This window comes from Paenibacillus albicereus, assembly GCF_012676905.1.
Lineage (GTDB): Bacteria > Bacillota > Bacilli > Paenibacillales > Paenibacillaceae > Paenibacillus_O > Paenibacillus_O albicereus.
Genome location: NZ_CP051428.1, coordinates 2,778,109 through 2,793,550 on the forward strand (window position 1 = coordinate 2,778,109; position 15,442 = coordinate 2,793,550).

The 15,442-nt window shown below is 62.1% G+C and carries 16 protein-coding genes; all 16 read right to left on the reverse strand.

The window, feature by feature from the left end:
• Nucleotides 1–4: 4 nt before the first annotated feature.
• From HGI30_RS12300 to fliM, 16 genes are read right to left on the reverse strand one after another with little or no spacing between them, the layout of a single operon-like run.
• A complete protein-coding gene (locus HGI30_RS12300) occupies nt 5–499 on the reverse strand; it encodes a chemotaxis protein CheD (protein WP_168907830.1) in 495 nt (164 codons plus the stop codon).
• Nucleotides 496–1,116 carry a chemotaxis protein CheC gene (locus tag HGI30_RS12305; protein WP_168907831.1) on the reverse strand — a complete coding sequence of 207 codons (621 nt, stop codon included), beginning with the start codon at nt 1,114–1,116 and terminating at the stop codon, nt 496–498. The genes HGI30_RS12300 and HGI30_RS12305 overlap by 4 nt, the downstream gene beginning before the upstream one ends.
• Before the next feature lie 5 nt (nt 1,117–1,121).
• A complete protein-coding gene (locus tag HGI30_RS12310) occupies nt 1,122–1,583 on the reverse strand; it encodes a chemotaxis protein CheW (protein ID WP_168907832.1) in 462 nt (153 codons plus the stop codon).
• A gap of 19 nt (nt 1,584–1,602) precedes the next feature.
• The gene (locus HGI30_RS12315; RefSeq protein WP_168907833.1) at nt 1,603–3,648 is read right to left on the reverse strand and encodes a chemotaxis protein CheA; all 2,046 of its coding nucleotides are present in this window, start codon (nt 3,646–3,648) and stop codon (nt 1,603–1,605) included.
• 36 nt (nt 3,649–3,684) lie between these two features.
• Entirely contained in the window at nt 3,685–5,007 is a 1,323-nt protein-coding gene (locus HGI30_RS12320) for a protein-glutamate methylesterase/protein-glutamine glutaminase (protein ID WP_168907834.1), read from the reverse strand.
• Between the two features lie 25 nt (nt 5,008–5,032).
• Nucleotides 5,033–5,917, reverse strand: a complete 885-nt coding sequence (locus tag HGI30_RS12325) for a MinD/ParA family protein (protein ID WP_168907835.1) — start codon at nt 5,915–5,917, stop codon at nt 5,033–5,035.
• On the reverse strand, nt 5,910–7,175 hold the full coding sequence (flhF, locus tag HGI30_RS12330) for a flagellar biosynthesis GTPase FlhF (protein ID WP_168907836.1): 1,266 nt from the start codon (nt 7,173–7,175) through the stop codon (nt 5,910–5,912). Before flhF ends, HGI30_RS12325 begins: the two co-directional genes overlap by 8 nt.
• Nucleotides 7,172–9,205: a flagellar biosynthesis protein FlhA gene (flhA, locus tag HGI30_RS12335; protein WP_168907837.1), complete on the reverse strand. Its 2,034-nt coding sequence runs from the start codon at nt 9,203–9,205 to the stop codon at nt 7,172–7,174. Before flhA ends, flhF begins: the two co-directional genes overlap by 4 nt.
• Before the next feature lie 25 nt (nt 9,206–9,230).
• A complete protein-coding gene (gene flhB / locus HGI30_RS12340) occupies nt 9,231–10,331 on the reverse strand; it encodes a flagellar biosynthesis protein FlhB (RefSeq protein ID WP_168907838.1) in 1,101 nt (366 codons plus the stop codon).
• Nucleotides 10,332–10,351: 20 nt separating this feature from the next.
• Nucleotides 10,352–11,143, reverse strand: a complete 792-nt coding sequence (gene fliR / locus HGI30_RS12345) for a flagellar biosynthetic protein FliR (protein ID WP_168907839.1) — start codon at nt 11,141–11,143, stop codon at nt 10,352–10,354.
• Between the two features lie 7 nt (nt 11,144–11,150).
• Nucleotides 11,151–11,420, reverse strand: a complete 270-nt coding sequence (gene fliQ / locus HGI30_RS12350; RefSeq protein WP_168907840.1) for a flagellar biosynthesis protein FliQ — start codon at nt 11,418–11,420, stop codon at nt 11,151–11,153.
• A gap of 22 nt (nt 11,421–11,442) precedes the next feature.
• Entirely contained in the window at nt 11,443–12,162 is a 720-nt protein-coding gene (gene fliP, locus HGI30_RS12355) for a flagellar type III secretion system pore protein FliP (RefSeq protein WP_407945041.1), read from the reverse strand.
• A gap of 29 nt (nt 12,163–12,191) precedes the next feature.
• Nucleotides 12,192–12,833, reverse strand: coding sequence for a FliO/MopB family protein (locus HGI30_RS12360; RefSeq protein WP_168907842.1), 642 nt, complete (start codon nt 12,831–12,833; stop codon nt 12,192–12,194).
• A gap of 2 nt (nt 12,834–12,835) precedes the next feature.
• Nucleotides 12,836–13,198 carry a response regulator gene (locus HGI30_RS12365; protein ID WP_028597425.1) on the reverse strand — a complete coding sequence of 121 codons (363 nt, stop codon included), beginning with the start codon at nt 13,196–13,198 and terminating at the stop codon, nt 12,836–12,838.
• 24 nt (nt 13,199–13,222) lie between these two features.
• The gene (fliY, locus tag HGI30_RS12370) at nt 13,223–14,443 is read right to left on the reverse strand and encodes a flagellar motor switch phosphatase FliY (RefSeq protein ID WP_168907843.1); all 1,221 of its coding nucleotides are present in this window, start codon (nt 14,441–14,443) and stop codon (nt 13,223–13,225) included.
• Nucleotides 14,433–15,434: a flagellar motor switch protein FliM gene (gene fliM / locus HGI30_RS12375; protein ID WP_168907844.1), complete on the reverse strand. Its 1,002-nt coding sequence runs from the start codon at nt 15,432–15,434 to the stop codon at nt 14,433–14,435. Before fliM ends, fliY begins: the two co-directional genes overlap by 11 nt.
• Nucleotides 15,435–15,442: the final 8 nt, after the last annotated feature.

The window sequence follows — 15,442 nt, forward strand, 5'->3', positions numbered from 1 at the left end:
GCCCTCACAGCTCCTTTGTGCCTTTCTGGGCCGAGCGGACCGTCAGGATGCCCGTCTCCGAGTCCAGCTCGATCGTGCGCCCATAGTTCCCTCCGGTATCCTCGGCGACGACCGGAATGCCGATGCGGGTAAGCAGCTGCGCGCAGCTCTCCACGTTCCGAGGACCGATGCGCAGCGAGTCGTTTTGCGCAAGGGAGGCGAACATCTGGGCTCCGCCTGCCATCTTGGCCGTCAATCGCTCCCGCTTCGCGCCTGCCTTCTCCAGCTCCTCGATGAGCAGCGGAACCGCCGTATCGGCATATTTGGCCCGGTTGAACGGAAACTCGCGGGCTATGGAAGAATCCGGAAGCATGACATGCGCCATGCCTCCGATCTTCCGCTGAGCGTCGTACAGCGTCAATCCGACGCAGGAGCCGAGACCGGTCGTTCGGATGCATTCTCCGCCCGCGGCAACGTTCAGATCGGCCATGGCTACCTTGACGATCGGCTGCTGGATCATGGCACGTCCACTCCGAGCGAGCGGAACAGCGTTGCGAAGGAGTCGGGGTCCGGAATGAGGAAGAACTGTCCATCGATCTCCTCGCCTCCGCCCAGGAAGCGCGTCTCGACCAGCAGGGCCGCGTCTCCCATCTCGCCGTACTGCATGAGTCCGTAAGCGAGCACCGCGCCGGCCATGTCCAGCGCTACCGCCGGCACGCTCGGCGCAAGGTTGAGCCGCGTCAAGTCGGCGAGCGAGGATAGATAAGATCCGGCCAGGATGTTGCCGATCTCGCTCAAGGCGGACAGCTCCATGTCCGAATACTCGAGATCCTCCTCGACCTCCATCGCGGCCAGCCTGCGCAGCAGCCGCTTGGCGGCGACCGGATTCATGATGTAGAACAGGTTGCCGGGAGCGTCGCCGTCTACCCGCAGGAATACGGCTACGACAAGCTCTTCGGCTCCTCCCACCCGCTCGGCCACTTCCTCGAACGGCACCAGGCTCACCTTGGGCACCGCCATGTCGACCGGGCGATCCAGCAGCGTGGACAGGGCGGTCGCCGCATGGCCCGAGCCGATATTGCCGACTTCCTTGAGCACGTCCAGCTCGAACTCGGCGAGCTTGTCGAATGGCTTCACGCCGATCAAGCCTCCATCTGTTCCAGCTGCACGAGCTCCGATTTGTTGAGCACTTCAGACAGGTTGAGCATGACGAGCAGCCGTCCGCCCTCGGTCTTGGCGACGCCGCGAAGGTACTTCGCCTGGATGCCCCCCACGACTTCCGGCGGCAGCTCGATTTGATCGCTGCCGATGTCCGTCACGTCGTTCGCCCGATCGACGATGAAGCCGACCTCCATCTCGCCGGAATTCACGACGATGATTCGGGTCGCTTCCGTCGCTTCCGTCTCCGCCAGCCCGAACCGGCCGCGCAGGTCGATGACCGGAACGACGACGCCGCGCAGGTTGACGACGCCTTTGATGAACGGCGGCGTCTTCGGAACTCGCGTGATCGGCATGAGCCGTTCCACCGTCTTCACTTTTTCGACCTCGATGCCGTACTCTTCTTCCCCGAGCGAAAACACGATCACTTTGATGTCTTCAGCCATAATTCATTTCCTCCTTCGCTTATTTGAAGAGCGCGTTCGGGTCGATAATCAGGGCCACTTGCCCGTCTCCCAATATCGTCGCGCCGGATATGGCCGGCGTCTGTCCGAGATAGGCTCCCGTCGACTTGAGGACGATGTCGCTCTGGCCGATGAAATCGTCGACGATGACGGCGGCCCACTTGTCTCCCTTGCGGATGACGATGTACTCGCTCTCTTCCTCGTCGTCCTCGCAAAAATCGGGTGCGCCCAGCACGCGGCTGAGGGAGACGACCGGAATGACCGCGTTGCGATAGGACATCATCCGATTGCCGTGCACGGTCAGGATCGCCTCCTTCTTCACGATGCCCGTCTCGACGATCGACGTGAGCGGCACCGCGTATTTCTCGGAGCCGAGCTTCACGAGCATCGCGGTAATGATCGACAGCGTGAGCGGCAGCTGGATGCTGAACTTGGAGCCGGCGCCTTCTTTGCTTTCGACGGAGACGTTGCCGCCGAGGGAAAGAATTTTCGAGCGCACGACGTCGAGTCCGACGCCCCGCCCCGAAATATCCGATATCTGGTCGGCCGTGCTGAAGCCCGGCGCGAAGATGAGGTTGTTCACCTCGTCGACCGTGAGCTTCGCCGCCTCGTCGAGCGAAAGCACTCCATTCTCGACCGCTTTGGCCTTCACCTTGGCGGAATTGATGCCGCGTCCGTCCTCTTCCACTTCGATGAACACATGGTTGCCGCTATGGTAGGCGCGCAGCCAGATCGTGCCGGTTTCCGGCTTGCCGGCCTGCAGGCGCCCTTCCGTCGTTTCGAGCCCGTGATCGAGGGAGTTGCGCAGCAGATGCACGAGCGGGTCGCCGATTTCGTCGATGACCGTACGGTCGAGCTCGGTGTCCGCTCCCGTCACGACCAGCTCGACTTTTTTGTCGAGCGAGCGGGCAAGATCGCGGATCATCCGCGGGAAACGGTTGAAGACGGTATCGACGGGCACCATCCTCAGCTTGAGGACGATGCTCTGCAGGTCGCCGCTGATGCGGGATAGATGCTCGACCGTTTCCGTAAGCTCGCCGCGACCGATCTCGGTCGCCAGCTGCTCGAGGCGAGAGCGGTCGATGAGCAGCTCGCTGAACAGGTTCATCAGCGCGTCCAGCCGCTCGATGTCGACGCGGATCGTGCGGGAAGCGGCTGGCGCTCCTCCTGCCGGCTTGCGGGCTTCGCCGGTAGAAGCCGCTTCGGCCGGCTTGCCTGGCTGCGCGGTCGGCGCAGCCGCGGAGGAGGCCGGCTTGGCGGCAGGCTCCGGACGGGCCAGGCTCTCGAGCGTCCCGGCATCCAGCTCCTCGGCGCGAGCGGCCTCGACCTCGGAGATACCGGCTACGGCTTCCTCCAAGCCCTTGGCGTCATGCTCGGTGACGAAGATGACCGTGAACGAGCGGTCGAACTGCTCCTGCTCGAGCTCGGTGACGGAAGGAATCGCTTTGACGACTTCTCCCTTTTCCTCCAGCAGGTTGAACACCATGTACGCTCGCGCGGCCTTGAGCACGCAGCTCTCCTCGAGCGAGACGTCGATGCGGAGCGCTTTGAGGCCGCTGTCCATCGACTGCTTCAGCACGGACAGCTGGAATTCGTCGATCGCAGCCGCAGGCGCGGCCGGCGCTGCGGCCGCGGCTGTCGCCGCCGTCTGAGACCGGGTCAGATAGCTGCCGTCGACGATCGACTTGAGCGCGCCGACGATCGTTCCGACGTCGGCCTTGCCCTGGCCCCCTGCCGTTATGTCGCCGACCATGCTTTCGAGCGCGTCCAAGCCTTTGAACAGCACGTCGAAGATGAACGCATCCATCGCCAGCTTTCCATTGCGGACCAGATCGAGCACATTTTCCATCTCATGGGTGAGCGAGGCGAGATCCTCGAATCCCATCGTCGCGGACATCCCCTTGAGCGTATGCGCCGAGCGGAAGATGACTTGAACGATGCTGAGATCGTTCGGATCGCCTTCGAGCTTGAGCAAGTTCTCGTTGAGGGCTTGCAGGTGATCCTGGGATTCATCGATAAACATGGAGAGATAAGCGTTCATATCCATAATCGGGTCCACACCTCCTGTAAGTTGACGGTTCGGTTAGCCGAGGCAGCGGACGGCAAGCTCCTTGGCGATCGACGCGAGCGGCAGCACCGTGTCGCAGCTTCCGTTTTCGACGCAGCTGCGGGGCATGCCGTACACGACGCAGCTTTCCTCGGATTCGGCGATCGTGCTGACGGCTCCGCTATCCTTCAGCTCCAGCATGCCTTTGGCTCCATCGCTACCCATGCCGGTCAGGATGACGCCATGGCGCTTCAGCGCGCCATGCGGAACGAGGGAGCGATACAGCACGTCGACCGAAGGCCGGTGCCCGCTTACCGGCTCGTCCTGGGACAGCCGGATGACGAATCCCTGCTCGTCCCGGTCGAGGCGCATATGATTGCCGCCCGGCGCAAGGTACACATGGCCGGCCCGCACCGGCTGGCCGTCGACGGCCTCGTGGACCGCAAGCGGACCGGCTGCGTCCAGCCGCTTCGCCAGGGAGGCCGTAAAGCGCGGCGGCATATGCTGCACGATCAGCACCGGCGCCGGCAGATCCTCGGGCAATCCCGCGATCAGCTGCTGCAGCGCGCGCGGTCCGCCCGTCGACGTGCCCACGGCGATGAGATGCTTGAAGGCGCGGCTGCCGGCCTCCGCTCCCTTCGGAGCGGCGGGCGGCTTCGGCGGCCGGGACGGGGCGAGGCCTCGGGCCGGGCGCCCGGCCGCCGCTTCCGACTGCGGCGGTACGGCTTCCCGTCCGGCCGGCTTGTCCAGCTTGGGCGCCGCGCGCTTCGGAGCCGGTGCCGAAGGCGCGCCGGGCGCCGTGCCGCTCCGCTTGGCCGGAGCTTTCGCCCGCTCTGCCTCTCTTGCTCCCCGGTCGGCCGCCGGAGCGGCGGGCTTTTCCGGCTGAGGCGGCACGGCGGCTTTCGCCTGCGCTGCCGCCAGCTCCGCCTCTTTTTGCTGCCGCCTGATTCGCTCGCGGATCAGGACGGCCGTATGCAGCTTCTCCCGAAGCAGCCGGCCGATCGTGCTGATCTCGCCCGGAGGGGAGCTGGCCGCCGGCTTGCGGATGAAGTCGAACGCGCCTTGCTGGAGCGCGGCGATCGTCAGCGAGGCGTGCTCCTCGCTCATTCCCGAAAACATGATGACCGGCAGCGGATTCGAGGCCATGATCGCCTCCAGCGCATCGATTCCGTTCATTTCGGGCATTTCCAAGTCCAGCGTCATGGCATCCGGGTTGAGCCGGGAGGCCGCCTCGACCGCTTCGATGCCGTTGCGGGCCATGCCCGCCACCTCGAAGGCCGGGTCCTCCTCGATCAGATCCTTGATGACGGCTCTCATGAAGGCCGAATCGTCTACGACGAGCACTCGATAGGGGGACATCTGCCGATCTCTCCTTGTCTTGAAGTCAAAGGTTGCGTTTGCGATTGAACCATTGATGAAAGAAGCCTTTGACTGTGCGGGAGGCATCCCCGGCAGGGAGCTCCAGATAGCTTCTGGCCGCCGCCAGCACGTCGCGCGACGCCTTGCAGTCCGGATAAGCCAGCGTGAATGGCGTCTGCCGCCGGACCGCCTTGCCGACATGAGGATCGTCGGCTACGCTTCCTCCGAAAGGAAGGCCGATGCCGAGAAACCTCCGCGCGGCAAGATCCATCTTCTCCGCGGTGTCGCGTCCCTCCCGTTCATCCGCTGCCCGGTTCACGAGCAGCCGGAAGCTGGCGTCCGGGCGGCTGTGCGTCACCATCTTGACGAGCGCATAAGCATCGGTGATGGAAGTGGGCTCCGGAGTCGTCACGATGATGCTCTCGTGGGAAGCGCCGATGAACCGCTCCGCTTCCTTGCTCAGGCCCGCTCCGGTATCGAACAGGATGAAATCGTAGTCCGCCTGCAGCCGCTCGATCTCCCGATCGGCCTGCTGCAGCTGCTCCTCGCTCAGATGGAGCAGCTCGCGGAATCCGGAGCCGCCTGCGATGAAGTGAAGTCCGCCCGGACCGAGCTGGACGATGTCGCGGATCGGCCTCTCGCCGCGGAACAGATGATACAGCGAATACGGAGCCGATACGCCCATCAGCACGTCGAGATTGGCCATGCCGATGTCGGCGTCGAAGAGCAGCACCTTGCGGCCGAGCTTCTGCAGCGACAGCGCGAAGTTCAGGCTGAAATTGGACTTGCCGACCCCGCCTTTGCCGCTTGCTACCGTCACGATGCGCGTCGCTCTTGACGGCTCTGCCGCTTCCGAGGCCGCATGGCGGCGGCGGATGAGGTCGCGAAGCGCCTGCGCCTGGTCAGCCATCCGCGCCGTCTCCGATCAGCAGGGCGGCATAGCGCCGACTGCTGAAGCGCTCCAGATCGTCCGGCACGGTCTGGCCGGAGGCGACATAGAGCGGCTGGAGGTTATGCGACAGCGCCAGATTGAGCAGCGCGCCGTAGACGCGGGTCTCGTCGAGCTTCGTGAAGATCGCCTTGGTCACGCCATGCTCGAGGAACGGCAGCGCGACCGCCTTCATGTCCGATGTCCTCGCCGTCAGGCTGAGCACGAGGCAGGTCTCGCTCGCTCCCCCTGTCCGCAGCATGCTGCTCACTTCGTTGATCTGCAGCTCGCTGCGGTAGTTGCGTCCGGCCGTGTCCATCAGGATGAGATCCTTGTCGGCCAGCTGCTGGTAGGCCCGGGCCGCTTCGGCCGGAGAAAAGACGACCTCGAGCGGAATTCCGAGGATGTCGGCGTAGGTGCGGAGCTGATCGACCGCCGCGATGCGGTACGTATCGGCCGTAATGAGGCCGACCGAGCGCTGCCGCTGCAGCGTCTCGCAGGCGGCCAGCTTGGCGATCGTCGTCGTCTTGCCGACGCCGGTCGGCCCGACGAAATGAATCGTCCTCGCCTCGTCGAGAATGCCGCCCCCAGACTCGAAAGGCGACAACCACCGTTCGATCGCGCCTCGGGCCGCTTCCCGCACTGCTTCGGGCTGCTGGGAAAAGGAATCGAAATCCGGCTCGGCCTGAAGTTCCTGAAGAAGCTTGTCACGCCACTCGGCGGCGACTTCCTGCCGCTCCAGCCGCTCCATGAGCTGGCGGATCGGCCCGCTGCGTCCGTCCGTCTCCTGCTGAAGCCCAAGCTGGCGAATCCAGCTCATGAGGCCGCGCATCTCCTGCAGCAGCTCGTCATTCAACGCTTCGGACGCTGGCGCGGAAGCCGCTGCCGGCGGGCGGACCGGAGGCTTTGCCGCAAGCGGCGGAATCGGAGCCTCCTGCGGCGTGAGCTCTGCACGCGGCTTGCCTGCAGCCGCAGCCAGGTTCGTTTCCCGCGGCGCATCCTCCGCCTGCGCTTCCGCCGCCGGCCTTGCCGGAACAGGCTTGGCAGCGGCTGCCGCTCCTCCGCTGGATCGGCCATCCAGCGCTGCGATGACTTCCATGCGGCGTTTGCCGAACAGGCCGAGAATGCCGCCGGTCTTGATCTCCTTCGTGCTGAGGATGACCGCATCGTGGCCGAGATCGCCGCGGATGAGCGGCAGCGCTTCCGGCAGGGAGGCGACGACATATCGCTTCACCTTCATAGGCTCACCGTCCCTACGCTCTGGACTTCAACCGACGGCTCGAGCTCGCTGTAGGACAGCACCGGCACGTCGCCCATGACCCGCTCGATCATCTGCCGCAAATACATGCGGATGGTAGGCGATGCAAGCACGACCGGCTGATGCCCGGACTGGATCTGGCGGGACACCTGCTCGCTGATGCGGCTGCAGATCTGCTGGGAAGCGACCGGGTCCATCGCGAGGTAGCTGCCTTGCTCCGTCTGCTGCACCGATTCGGCGATGCGCTTCTCGAGCGCCGGACTGACGGTGATGACCTTCATCGACCCTCCGCCGGAGCTGAACTGCTGGGTAATCTGGCGCGACAGCGCCTGTCTCGCGTACTCGGTGAGGATGTCGGGATCTTTGGTGTAGAGGCCGTGGTCGGCCAACGTTTCGAAGATCGTCACCAGATCGCGGATCGAAATTTTTTCTTTCAACAGCTTGGCCAGCACCTTCTGCACGTCTCCGACCGTCATGATCGACGGAATCAGCTCGTCGACGAGCGCCGGATACGCCTCGCGCACGTTGTCGACGAGCGCCTTGGCCTCTTGGCGGCCGAGCAGCTCGTGCGCATGGCGCTTGATGATCTCGGTCAGATGCGTGGCGACGACCGACGGCGGGTCGACGACCGTGTAGCCGGACATCTCCGCGCGCTCCTTCGTCGCTTCGTCGATCCACAGCGCCGGAAGTCCGAACGCCGGCTCCGTCGTCTCGATGCCGATGATCGACTCGTCCTCGAAGCCCGGGCTCATCGCCAGGTAGTGGTTCAGCAGCAGATCGCCGCGCGCCACCTGATTGCCCTTGAGCTTGATGACGTACTCGTTCGGGCGCAGCTGGATGTTGTCGCGGATGCGGATGACGGGCACGACGAGACCGAGCTCGAGCGCGCATTGCCTGCGGATCATGATGATCCGGTCCAGCAGGTCGCCGCCTTGCTGCGTGTCGGCGAGCGGGATGAGTCCGTAGCCGAACTCGAATTCGATCGGATCGACCTGCAGCAGGCTGACGACGCTTTCCGGACTTCGGACCTCCTCGATCTGCTGCTCCTCGACGAGCTGCTCCTGCTCCTGCAGCTGCTTGCTCTGCGCCCCCTGCATCTTCCAGCCGAGGAAGGCGATCAGGATGGCGATCGGGAACGTGCGGACGATGCCGATCGGCGTGAACAGCCCGAGCAGCGCGACCGTGCCTGCCACGACATAAAGCAGCTGCGGGTAGCGCATCATCTGCGAGCTGAGATCATGGGCCAGGTTGCCCTCGGATGCCGCTCTCGTCACGATCAGGCCGGCTGCCGTGGAGATGAGCAGCGCCGGAATCTGGCTGACGAGACCGTCGCCGATCGTCAGGATCGAATAGGTCTGAAGCGCTTCGCCGAAGCCCATTCCCTTGACGGTCATGCCGATGATGAAGCCGCCGAGCAGGTTGATGATGAGGATGATGATGGAGGCGATCGCATCGCCCTTGACGAATTTGCTCGCGCCGTCCATCGATCCGTAGAAGTCCGCCTCGCGCTCGATCTTGGAGCGGCGCGTCCGCGCCTGCTGCTCGTTGATGAGCCCGGCGTTCAGGTCGGCATCGATGCTCATCTGCTTGCCGGGCATCGCATCGAGGGTGAACCTCGCGGCGACCTCGGCGACGCGTTCGGAGCCTTTGGTGATGACGATGAACTGGACGACGACGAGGATGAGGAAGACGACGAAGCCGATGGCGACCTGGCCGCCGGCGACCCAGTTCCCGAAGGTCATGACCACTTCGCCCGCATGGGCATGCACGAGAATGTTGCGCGTGGTCGATACGTTCAGGGCAAGCCTGAACAGCGTCGTAATCAGCAGCAGCGCGGGGAAGATCGAGAAGTCCAGCGCCTCTTTCGTGTTCATCGCTATTAAGAGAATGATGAGCGCGACCGATATGTTGATTACGAGCAGGACGTCCATCAGGAAAGTAGGCACAGGGATGACCATCATCATGACGATGCCGATAACCCCCACCAAGACTGCCAGGTCCCTCAGTTTCATGACGAATGCCTCCGGTTCACTCAAGTTAAGATGATTTGCTGCGGCCCTTCAGCTTGTACACGTAGGCCAATACTTCCGCGACCGCTTGGAACAAGTCCGCGGGAATCGTATCCCCGATCTCGGCCCGATCGTACAACGCTCTTGCCAGCGGCCGGTTTTCCATGGTCATGACCCCGTTCTCCTTGGCGATTTCCTTGATCCTCAGAGCGACGTAGTCCATTCCCTTCGCCAGTATGACCGGAGCCTCCATCTTCCCGCCCTCGTACTTGATCGCGATCGCGAAGTGCGTCGGGTTGGTGATGACGACATCGGCTTTCGGCACCTCCTGCATCATCCGCTGCAGCGCCATCCGGCGCTGGCGCTCCTTGATCTTGCCTTTGATGAGCGGGTTGCCTTCCGTCTTGACGTATTCGTCCTTGACGTCCTGCTTGGACATGCGCAGGCTTTTCTCGTGCTCGTAGCGCTGATAGAAGTAGTCCAGCACCGCGATGACGATCAGCAGAGCGCCGAACTGCAGGCCGAGCTTGAGCACGAGCCCGGCGGTAAAGGAAAAGATCTGCTCCACCGGCACATGGGCGAGCAGCAGGATCCGGTCCCATTCTCCCCAGATCGCCGAGAAGACGAGAACGCCGACGACCGTAAGCTTGAGGATGCTCTTGAGGAACTCGACCAAGGATCGGGCGGAAAAGATGTTCTTGAACCCCTTGATCGGATCGAGCTTCTTGAAGTCCGGCTTGAGCGGCTCTCCGGTGAACAGGAAGCCGATCTGAACGTAGTTCACGACCAGGCCCGCAAGGAACACGAGCCCCAGGATCGGCGCGATCAGGATGAGGATCTGAATCATGATGTCGTAAAACAACGACATCGTGTTCGCCTCGGTCAGCGGCATGTAGAGCCAGTCGTTGAACAGACTCCCGAACAGCCGGTACATCCTTTCCTTGTAGAAGCCGCCAAGCATGTAGAAGCTTCCGAAGACGAACAGGATGATGAACGCTCCGCCAAGCTCCTGCGTACGGGCTACCTGTCCCTTGTCCCGAGCCTCCTGCTTCTTTTTCGGCGTGGCGTCTTCGGTCTTTTCTCCGTTGAACAGCTGGAGGTCGACCTGAAAGCGCAGCCTGCGGTCCATAGGCTCCCTCCTTTCGCCGATCACGGCGGCGCTCCGCCTTGTATCTCTCCGAACAGCTCGCCGATAAAATCGAACACGACGGAGAAAATGTGGCCGAACAGCACGCCCAGCGAAGGCATGAGCAGCACGAGAAGCAGCACGCCGAGCAGGATCTTGAGCGGCGCTCCGATGACGAATACGTTGTACTGCGGAGCCGTCTTGGCCAGAAATCCGAGTCCAACGTCGGTCAAGAACATCGCGACGATGATCGGCGCCGATATCTGCAGGGCGAGCAGGAAGGACTGGGAGAAGCCCCGGATCAGGAACTCGCTGATCGTTCCGTCTGCGATCGCCGCGTACAGGTGCAAGTCGAGCGGCATCCAGCGATAGCTGTTCATGAGCGCTTGGAGCATGTACAGATGGCCGTTCATCGTCAGGAACAGAAGCAGCAGCACCATGTACTTGAAATTGCCTGTAATCGGAGCCGATACGCCGGTCAGCGGATCGACGACGTTCGCCATCGCGAATCCGACCTGCAAGTCGATGAACGCTCCCGCCGTCTGGACGAGCGTGAAGAACAGGTAGACGATGAAGCCGAGCAGCAGTCCGACAAGGATCTCCTGCAGGACGGTCAGCACGTAGACGGCGTTCGGCACGACTTCCTGTCCGGTGCCGTAGGTCAGGAACACCAGGTAAGAGACGAACAAGCCGAGCCCGATCTTGATTCTCGCCGGTACCGTGCGGGAGGCGAACACAGGCGCGACGACAAAAAAAGAAGTGATTCGACAAAAAATCAGCAGAAAGACAGGGAATCCTTTCAGGAATACGTCCATCTCTCGCCTACCCGACGTATTGATGCAGGTTGTTCAGCAAGTTGTACGTGAAATCAACCAGCGTGCTGAGAATCCAAGGTCCGAACAGGAGCAGCGCCGCGAACACCGCCACGATCTTGGGCACGAAGGCGAGCGTCTGCTCCTGGATTTGCGTCGTCGCCTGGAAGATGCTGATGACGAGACCGACCACGAGGCCGAGAATGAGCATCGGCGCGCTGGCCTTCAGGACGACGAGAACGGCTTGCCCGGCCAAGCCGATGATAAAGTCTGAATTCATGCCTTATTCCCTCCTGCTGATCTCATGAGGTTCCGAAGCTGAGCAGCAGCGACTTCACGATCAGATACCAGCCGTCCACAAGCACGAACAAGAGGATCTTGAACGGGAGCGAGATCATGACCGGCGGCAGCATCATCATGCCCATCGCCATCAGCGTGCTGGAGACGACCATATCGATGATGAGAAACGGAATGAAGATCATGAAGCCCATCTGAAACGCGGTTTTCAGCTCGCTGATCGCATAGGCCGGCACGAGCACGGTCATCGGGATGTCCTCGTACGTCTCCGGTTTTTCCGCTTGGGAATAGTTCAGAAACAGCAGCAGGTCCTTCTCTCGCGTATGCTTGAACATGAACTCCTTCATCGGAACCGATGCTTCTTCCAGCGCTTCGGTCTGCGTCAGCTCGCCCTTCAGATAGGGCTGCAGCGCGGTCTCGTTCACCTGCGACAGCGTCGGCGACATGATGAACAGCGTCAGGAACAGCGCGAGTCCGATCAGCACCTGGTTGGGAGGCATCTGCTGCGTTCCGAGCGAGGTGCGCACGAACCCGAGCACGATGACGATGCGCGTGAAGCTCGTCATCAGGATCAGGAACGACGGGGCAAGCGTCAGGACCGTAATCATCAGGACCAGCGAGATCGCGCTCGACCCTCCTGATTCTCCTCCGCCGATGCTGATATCGATGCCCGGCAAAGGCTCGGCAAAAGCCGTAGCGGCTGCGGCTGCCGATAAGGCGAGCATGGCGGGCAGCGACAGCATCCATTTCCTTTTCATTCTTCTCTCAACCGTTCCCTGTCCGTAGATTGCTGCAGCAGCCGCTCGAGTTGCTCTTGCTGGCTGGACTGCTGCTCCAGCTTTTGTTGAAGCATCCGTTCGAACCGCTTGGCCTCGTCGGTCTCCTCCGGAACTTGTCCGTCCTTGCGGCCGGCCCGCCTCTCCTGCAGCCCTTTCAGCCAGTCGCCGATCGGGCTTTTCCCCATCCCCTGCTCGACGAGCTTTTCTTTGAGCGCCGACACCTGGTCCGAATCGACGATGACATCCAGCACCGCGACGTCGTCTCCTACGCCCAGCACGTAGATTTTCCCTCCCGCCTCCACCAGCTGCATCGATTTGTTGGGCGCGAGCGTAAGGCCGCCCAGCGACTGCAGCGTTCGCCCTCCGTTCCAGAGCTGGTTGCGTCTCGACAGGAAGCGGATCAGCAGGACGATGAGGCCGATGACGAGCGCAAGCGCGACGATCATCCAGACCAGGCTCCCTGTCACGCTTCCGGCCGTGAACTGAGGGGCTGCGTCGAGCTGGCCGGCGGGAGAAGGGAAGAGCAGGCTGCTTTCCGGCTTGGGAGAAGGGCTCGCCGCCGCGGCTCCGGACGCGGCCGGGGCCGCCTGCAGCGAGGCGATGATTCCGCTGTTCACGTTCAGCCCAGCGTTTTCTTGATCGCCTCGATGACCCGATCGGCTTGGAAAGGCTTCACGATGAAGTCTTTGGCGCCGGCCTGGATCGCATCGATGACCATGGCTTGCTGGCCCATCGCCGAGCACATGATGACCTTGACATTGGCATCCATCTTTTTGATTTCCTTCAGGGCGGCGATGCCGTCCATTTCGGGCATCGTGATGTCCATCGTGATGAGGTCCGGCTTGAGCTCCTTGTATTTTTCGATCGCCTGCGAGCCGTCCTGCGCCTCTCCTACGACCTCGTAGCCGTTTTTGGTCAGGATATCGCGAATCATCATTCGCATGAAGGCTGCATCATCCACGATAAGAATACGGTTTGCCATTGTCATTTCCTCCCAGGATGTAAGTTACTGTATTTTCGCGATGCGGTCCCACTGGCTGACGATGTCGGTCACGCGGACGCCGAAGTTCTCATCGATGACGACGACTTCGCCTTTTGCGATCAGCTTGTTGTTGACCAGGATGTCAACCGGCTCGCCGGCGAGCTTGTCCAGCTCGATGATCGAGCCTTGGGACAGCTCGAGAATATCCTTGATCTGCTTCTGCGTGCGTCCGAGCTCGACCGTCACCTTGAGCGGGATGTCGAGCAGCAGGCCCAGGTTCGTCTCTTCCGGCTGGGCGAAGCCTCCTTGCTGGAAGCCGCCGAACTGGACCGGCTGCACGCTGACGTTGCGGCCGGCAGGCGTGCCGAGCGTCTGCGGACCTGCCGCTGCGGCCGGCATCATCGGGTCCGGGTAAGGAGCCGAATACGCTTGCTGCGGAGCAGGCGACGGCGCGTGGGCGGCTGGCGCGGCTTGCGGCGATTCCATCATCGGCGCTGGCGTCGGGGCTGGAGCCGATGGCGCTGGCGCTGCGGCTGGAGCCGCTTCCTCCACGCCGGAGCCGCCCATCAAGGAGTCGACCATCTGCTTGGCGAAATTGACCGGAAGCAGCTGCATGATCGTGGAATCGATCAAGTCGCCGATCATGAGGCGGAAGCTGATCTTGATGAACACGTCGTCGGGAGGCAGCTGCTGCATCCCTCCGCCCTGCTCCACATCGAGAATGTCGATGCCTGGCGGGGAGATGTTCACCATGCGGTTGAAGATCGTCGACATCGACGTCGCGGAGGAGCCCATCATCTGGTTCATCGCTTCCTGAACCGCGCTGATATGGATGTCGTTCAGCTCCTGCTGGCCGACTTCCCCTTCCCCTCCAAGCATCAGATCGGCGATGACGCCTGCGTCTCTCGTCTTGATGACGAGGGAATTGATGCCCTCGAAGCCTTCGACATAGCTGACCGACACGGCGACATGCGGCTTCGGAAATGCGTCCCCGAGCTCCGAGCGCCGAATGAGGGCCACCTGCGGCGTCGTAATGTCGACCTTGCGGCCGAGCAGCGTAGACAGAGCCGTGGCCGCGCTGCCGAACGTGATGTTGCCGATCTCGCCGAGCGCGTCCTGCTCGATGCCGGTCAGGTAATCCTCGATCCGGTCGCTGCCGCCGGACGGTGCTTGCTCCGCTTCGCCGGAGCTCTGCCGGAGCAGCGCGTCGATCTCTTCCTGCGACAGGTAATCCTTACTCGTCATAATCTTCTTCCGCTCCTTCACGTACGATCTCCTCGACCTGAACCGCGAGCCGGTCGCGGACCGATCCCGGGCTGCCGATGAACTTCAGCTTTTCTCCTACCTTGATATGCAGCCCTTCGCCAGCCGACTTGTTGAGGGAGATGACGTCCCCGACCGCCAGGCTCATGAACTCGCTGACCGTGATCGAGGACTCGCCCAGCTCGGCGATGATCGGAAGCTTCGCTTTATGCACCCTCTGCTCCAGCATCTCGACTTCTTCCGGAACTCTGGATTTTTTCTGCGAGACGAACCAGTGATGCACCGAAAGCCTCGGCATGATCGGCTCGATGACGACATGAGGGATGCACAGGTTGATCATCCCCGTCGTGTCGCCGATTTTCGTGCTCAGCGAGATGAGAGCGATCGTCTCGTTCGGGGATACGATCTGCATGAATTGCGGATTCGTCTCGAGCGAATCCAGACGAGGAGAGATATCGATGACCGTCTTCCACGCTTCCTGAAGGCTTTCAAAAGCACGGCTGAAAATCTTCTCCATGATCATCGTCTCGATTTCCGTCAGCGCCCCGATTTTCGAAGGCGCGGTCCCGGCACCGCCAAGGAGCCGGTCCACCATCGCGAAGGCCACGTTCGGATGCACCTCGAGCACCATCCGTCCTTCGAGCGGCTCCGCCTCGAAAATGTTCAGAATCGTCATTTTCGGAATCGAACGGATGAACTCGTCATAAGGCAGCTGCTCGACCTGCACGACGTTGATCTGCACGAATGTGCGGAGCTGCGCGGAGAAATACGTCGTCAGGAACCGCGCAAAGTTCTCGTGAATGCGCGTGAGGCTGCGAATATGGTCCTTCGAGAACCGCACCGCGCGCTTGAAGTCGTACGAGCGGATTTTGCGCTGGCTCTCTTCCTTCTTGAGCTCTTCCGCATCCATCTCGCCGGACGAAAGAGCGGCCAGCAGCGCGTCAATCTCATTTTGGGACAGAACATCTACCAATCTCTCTC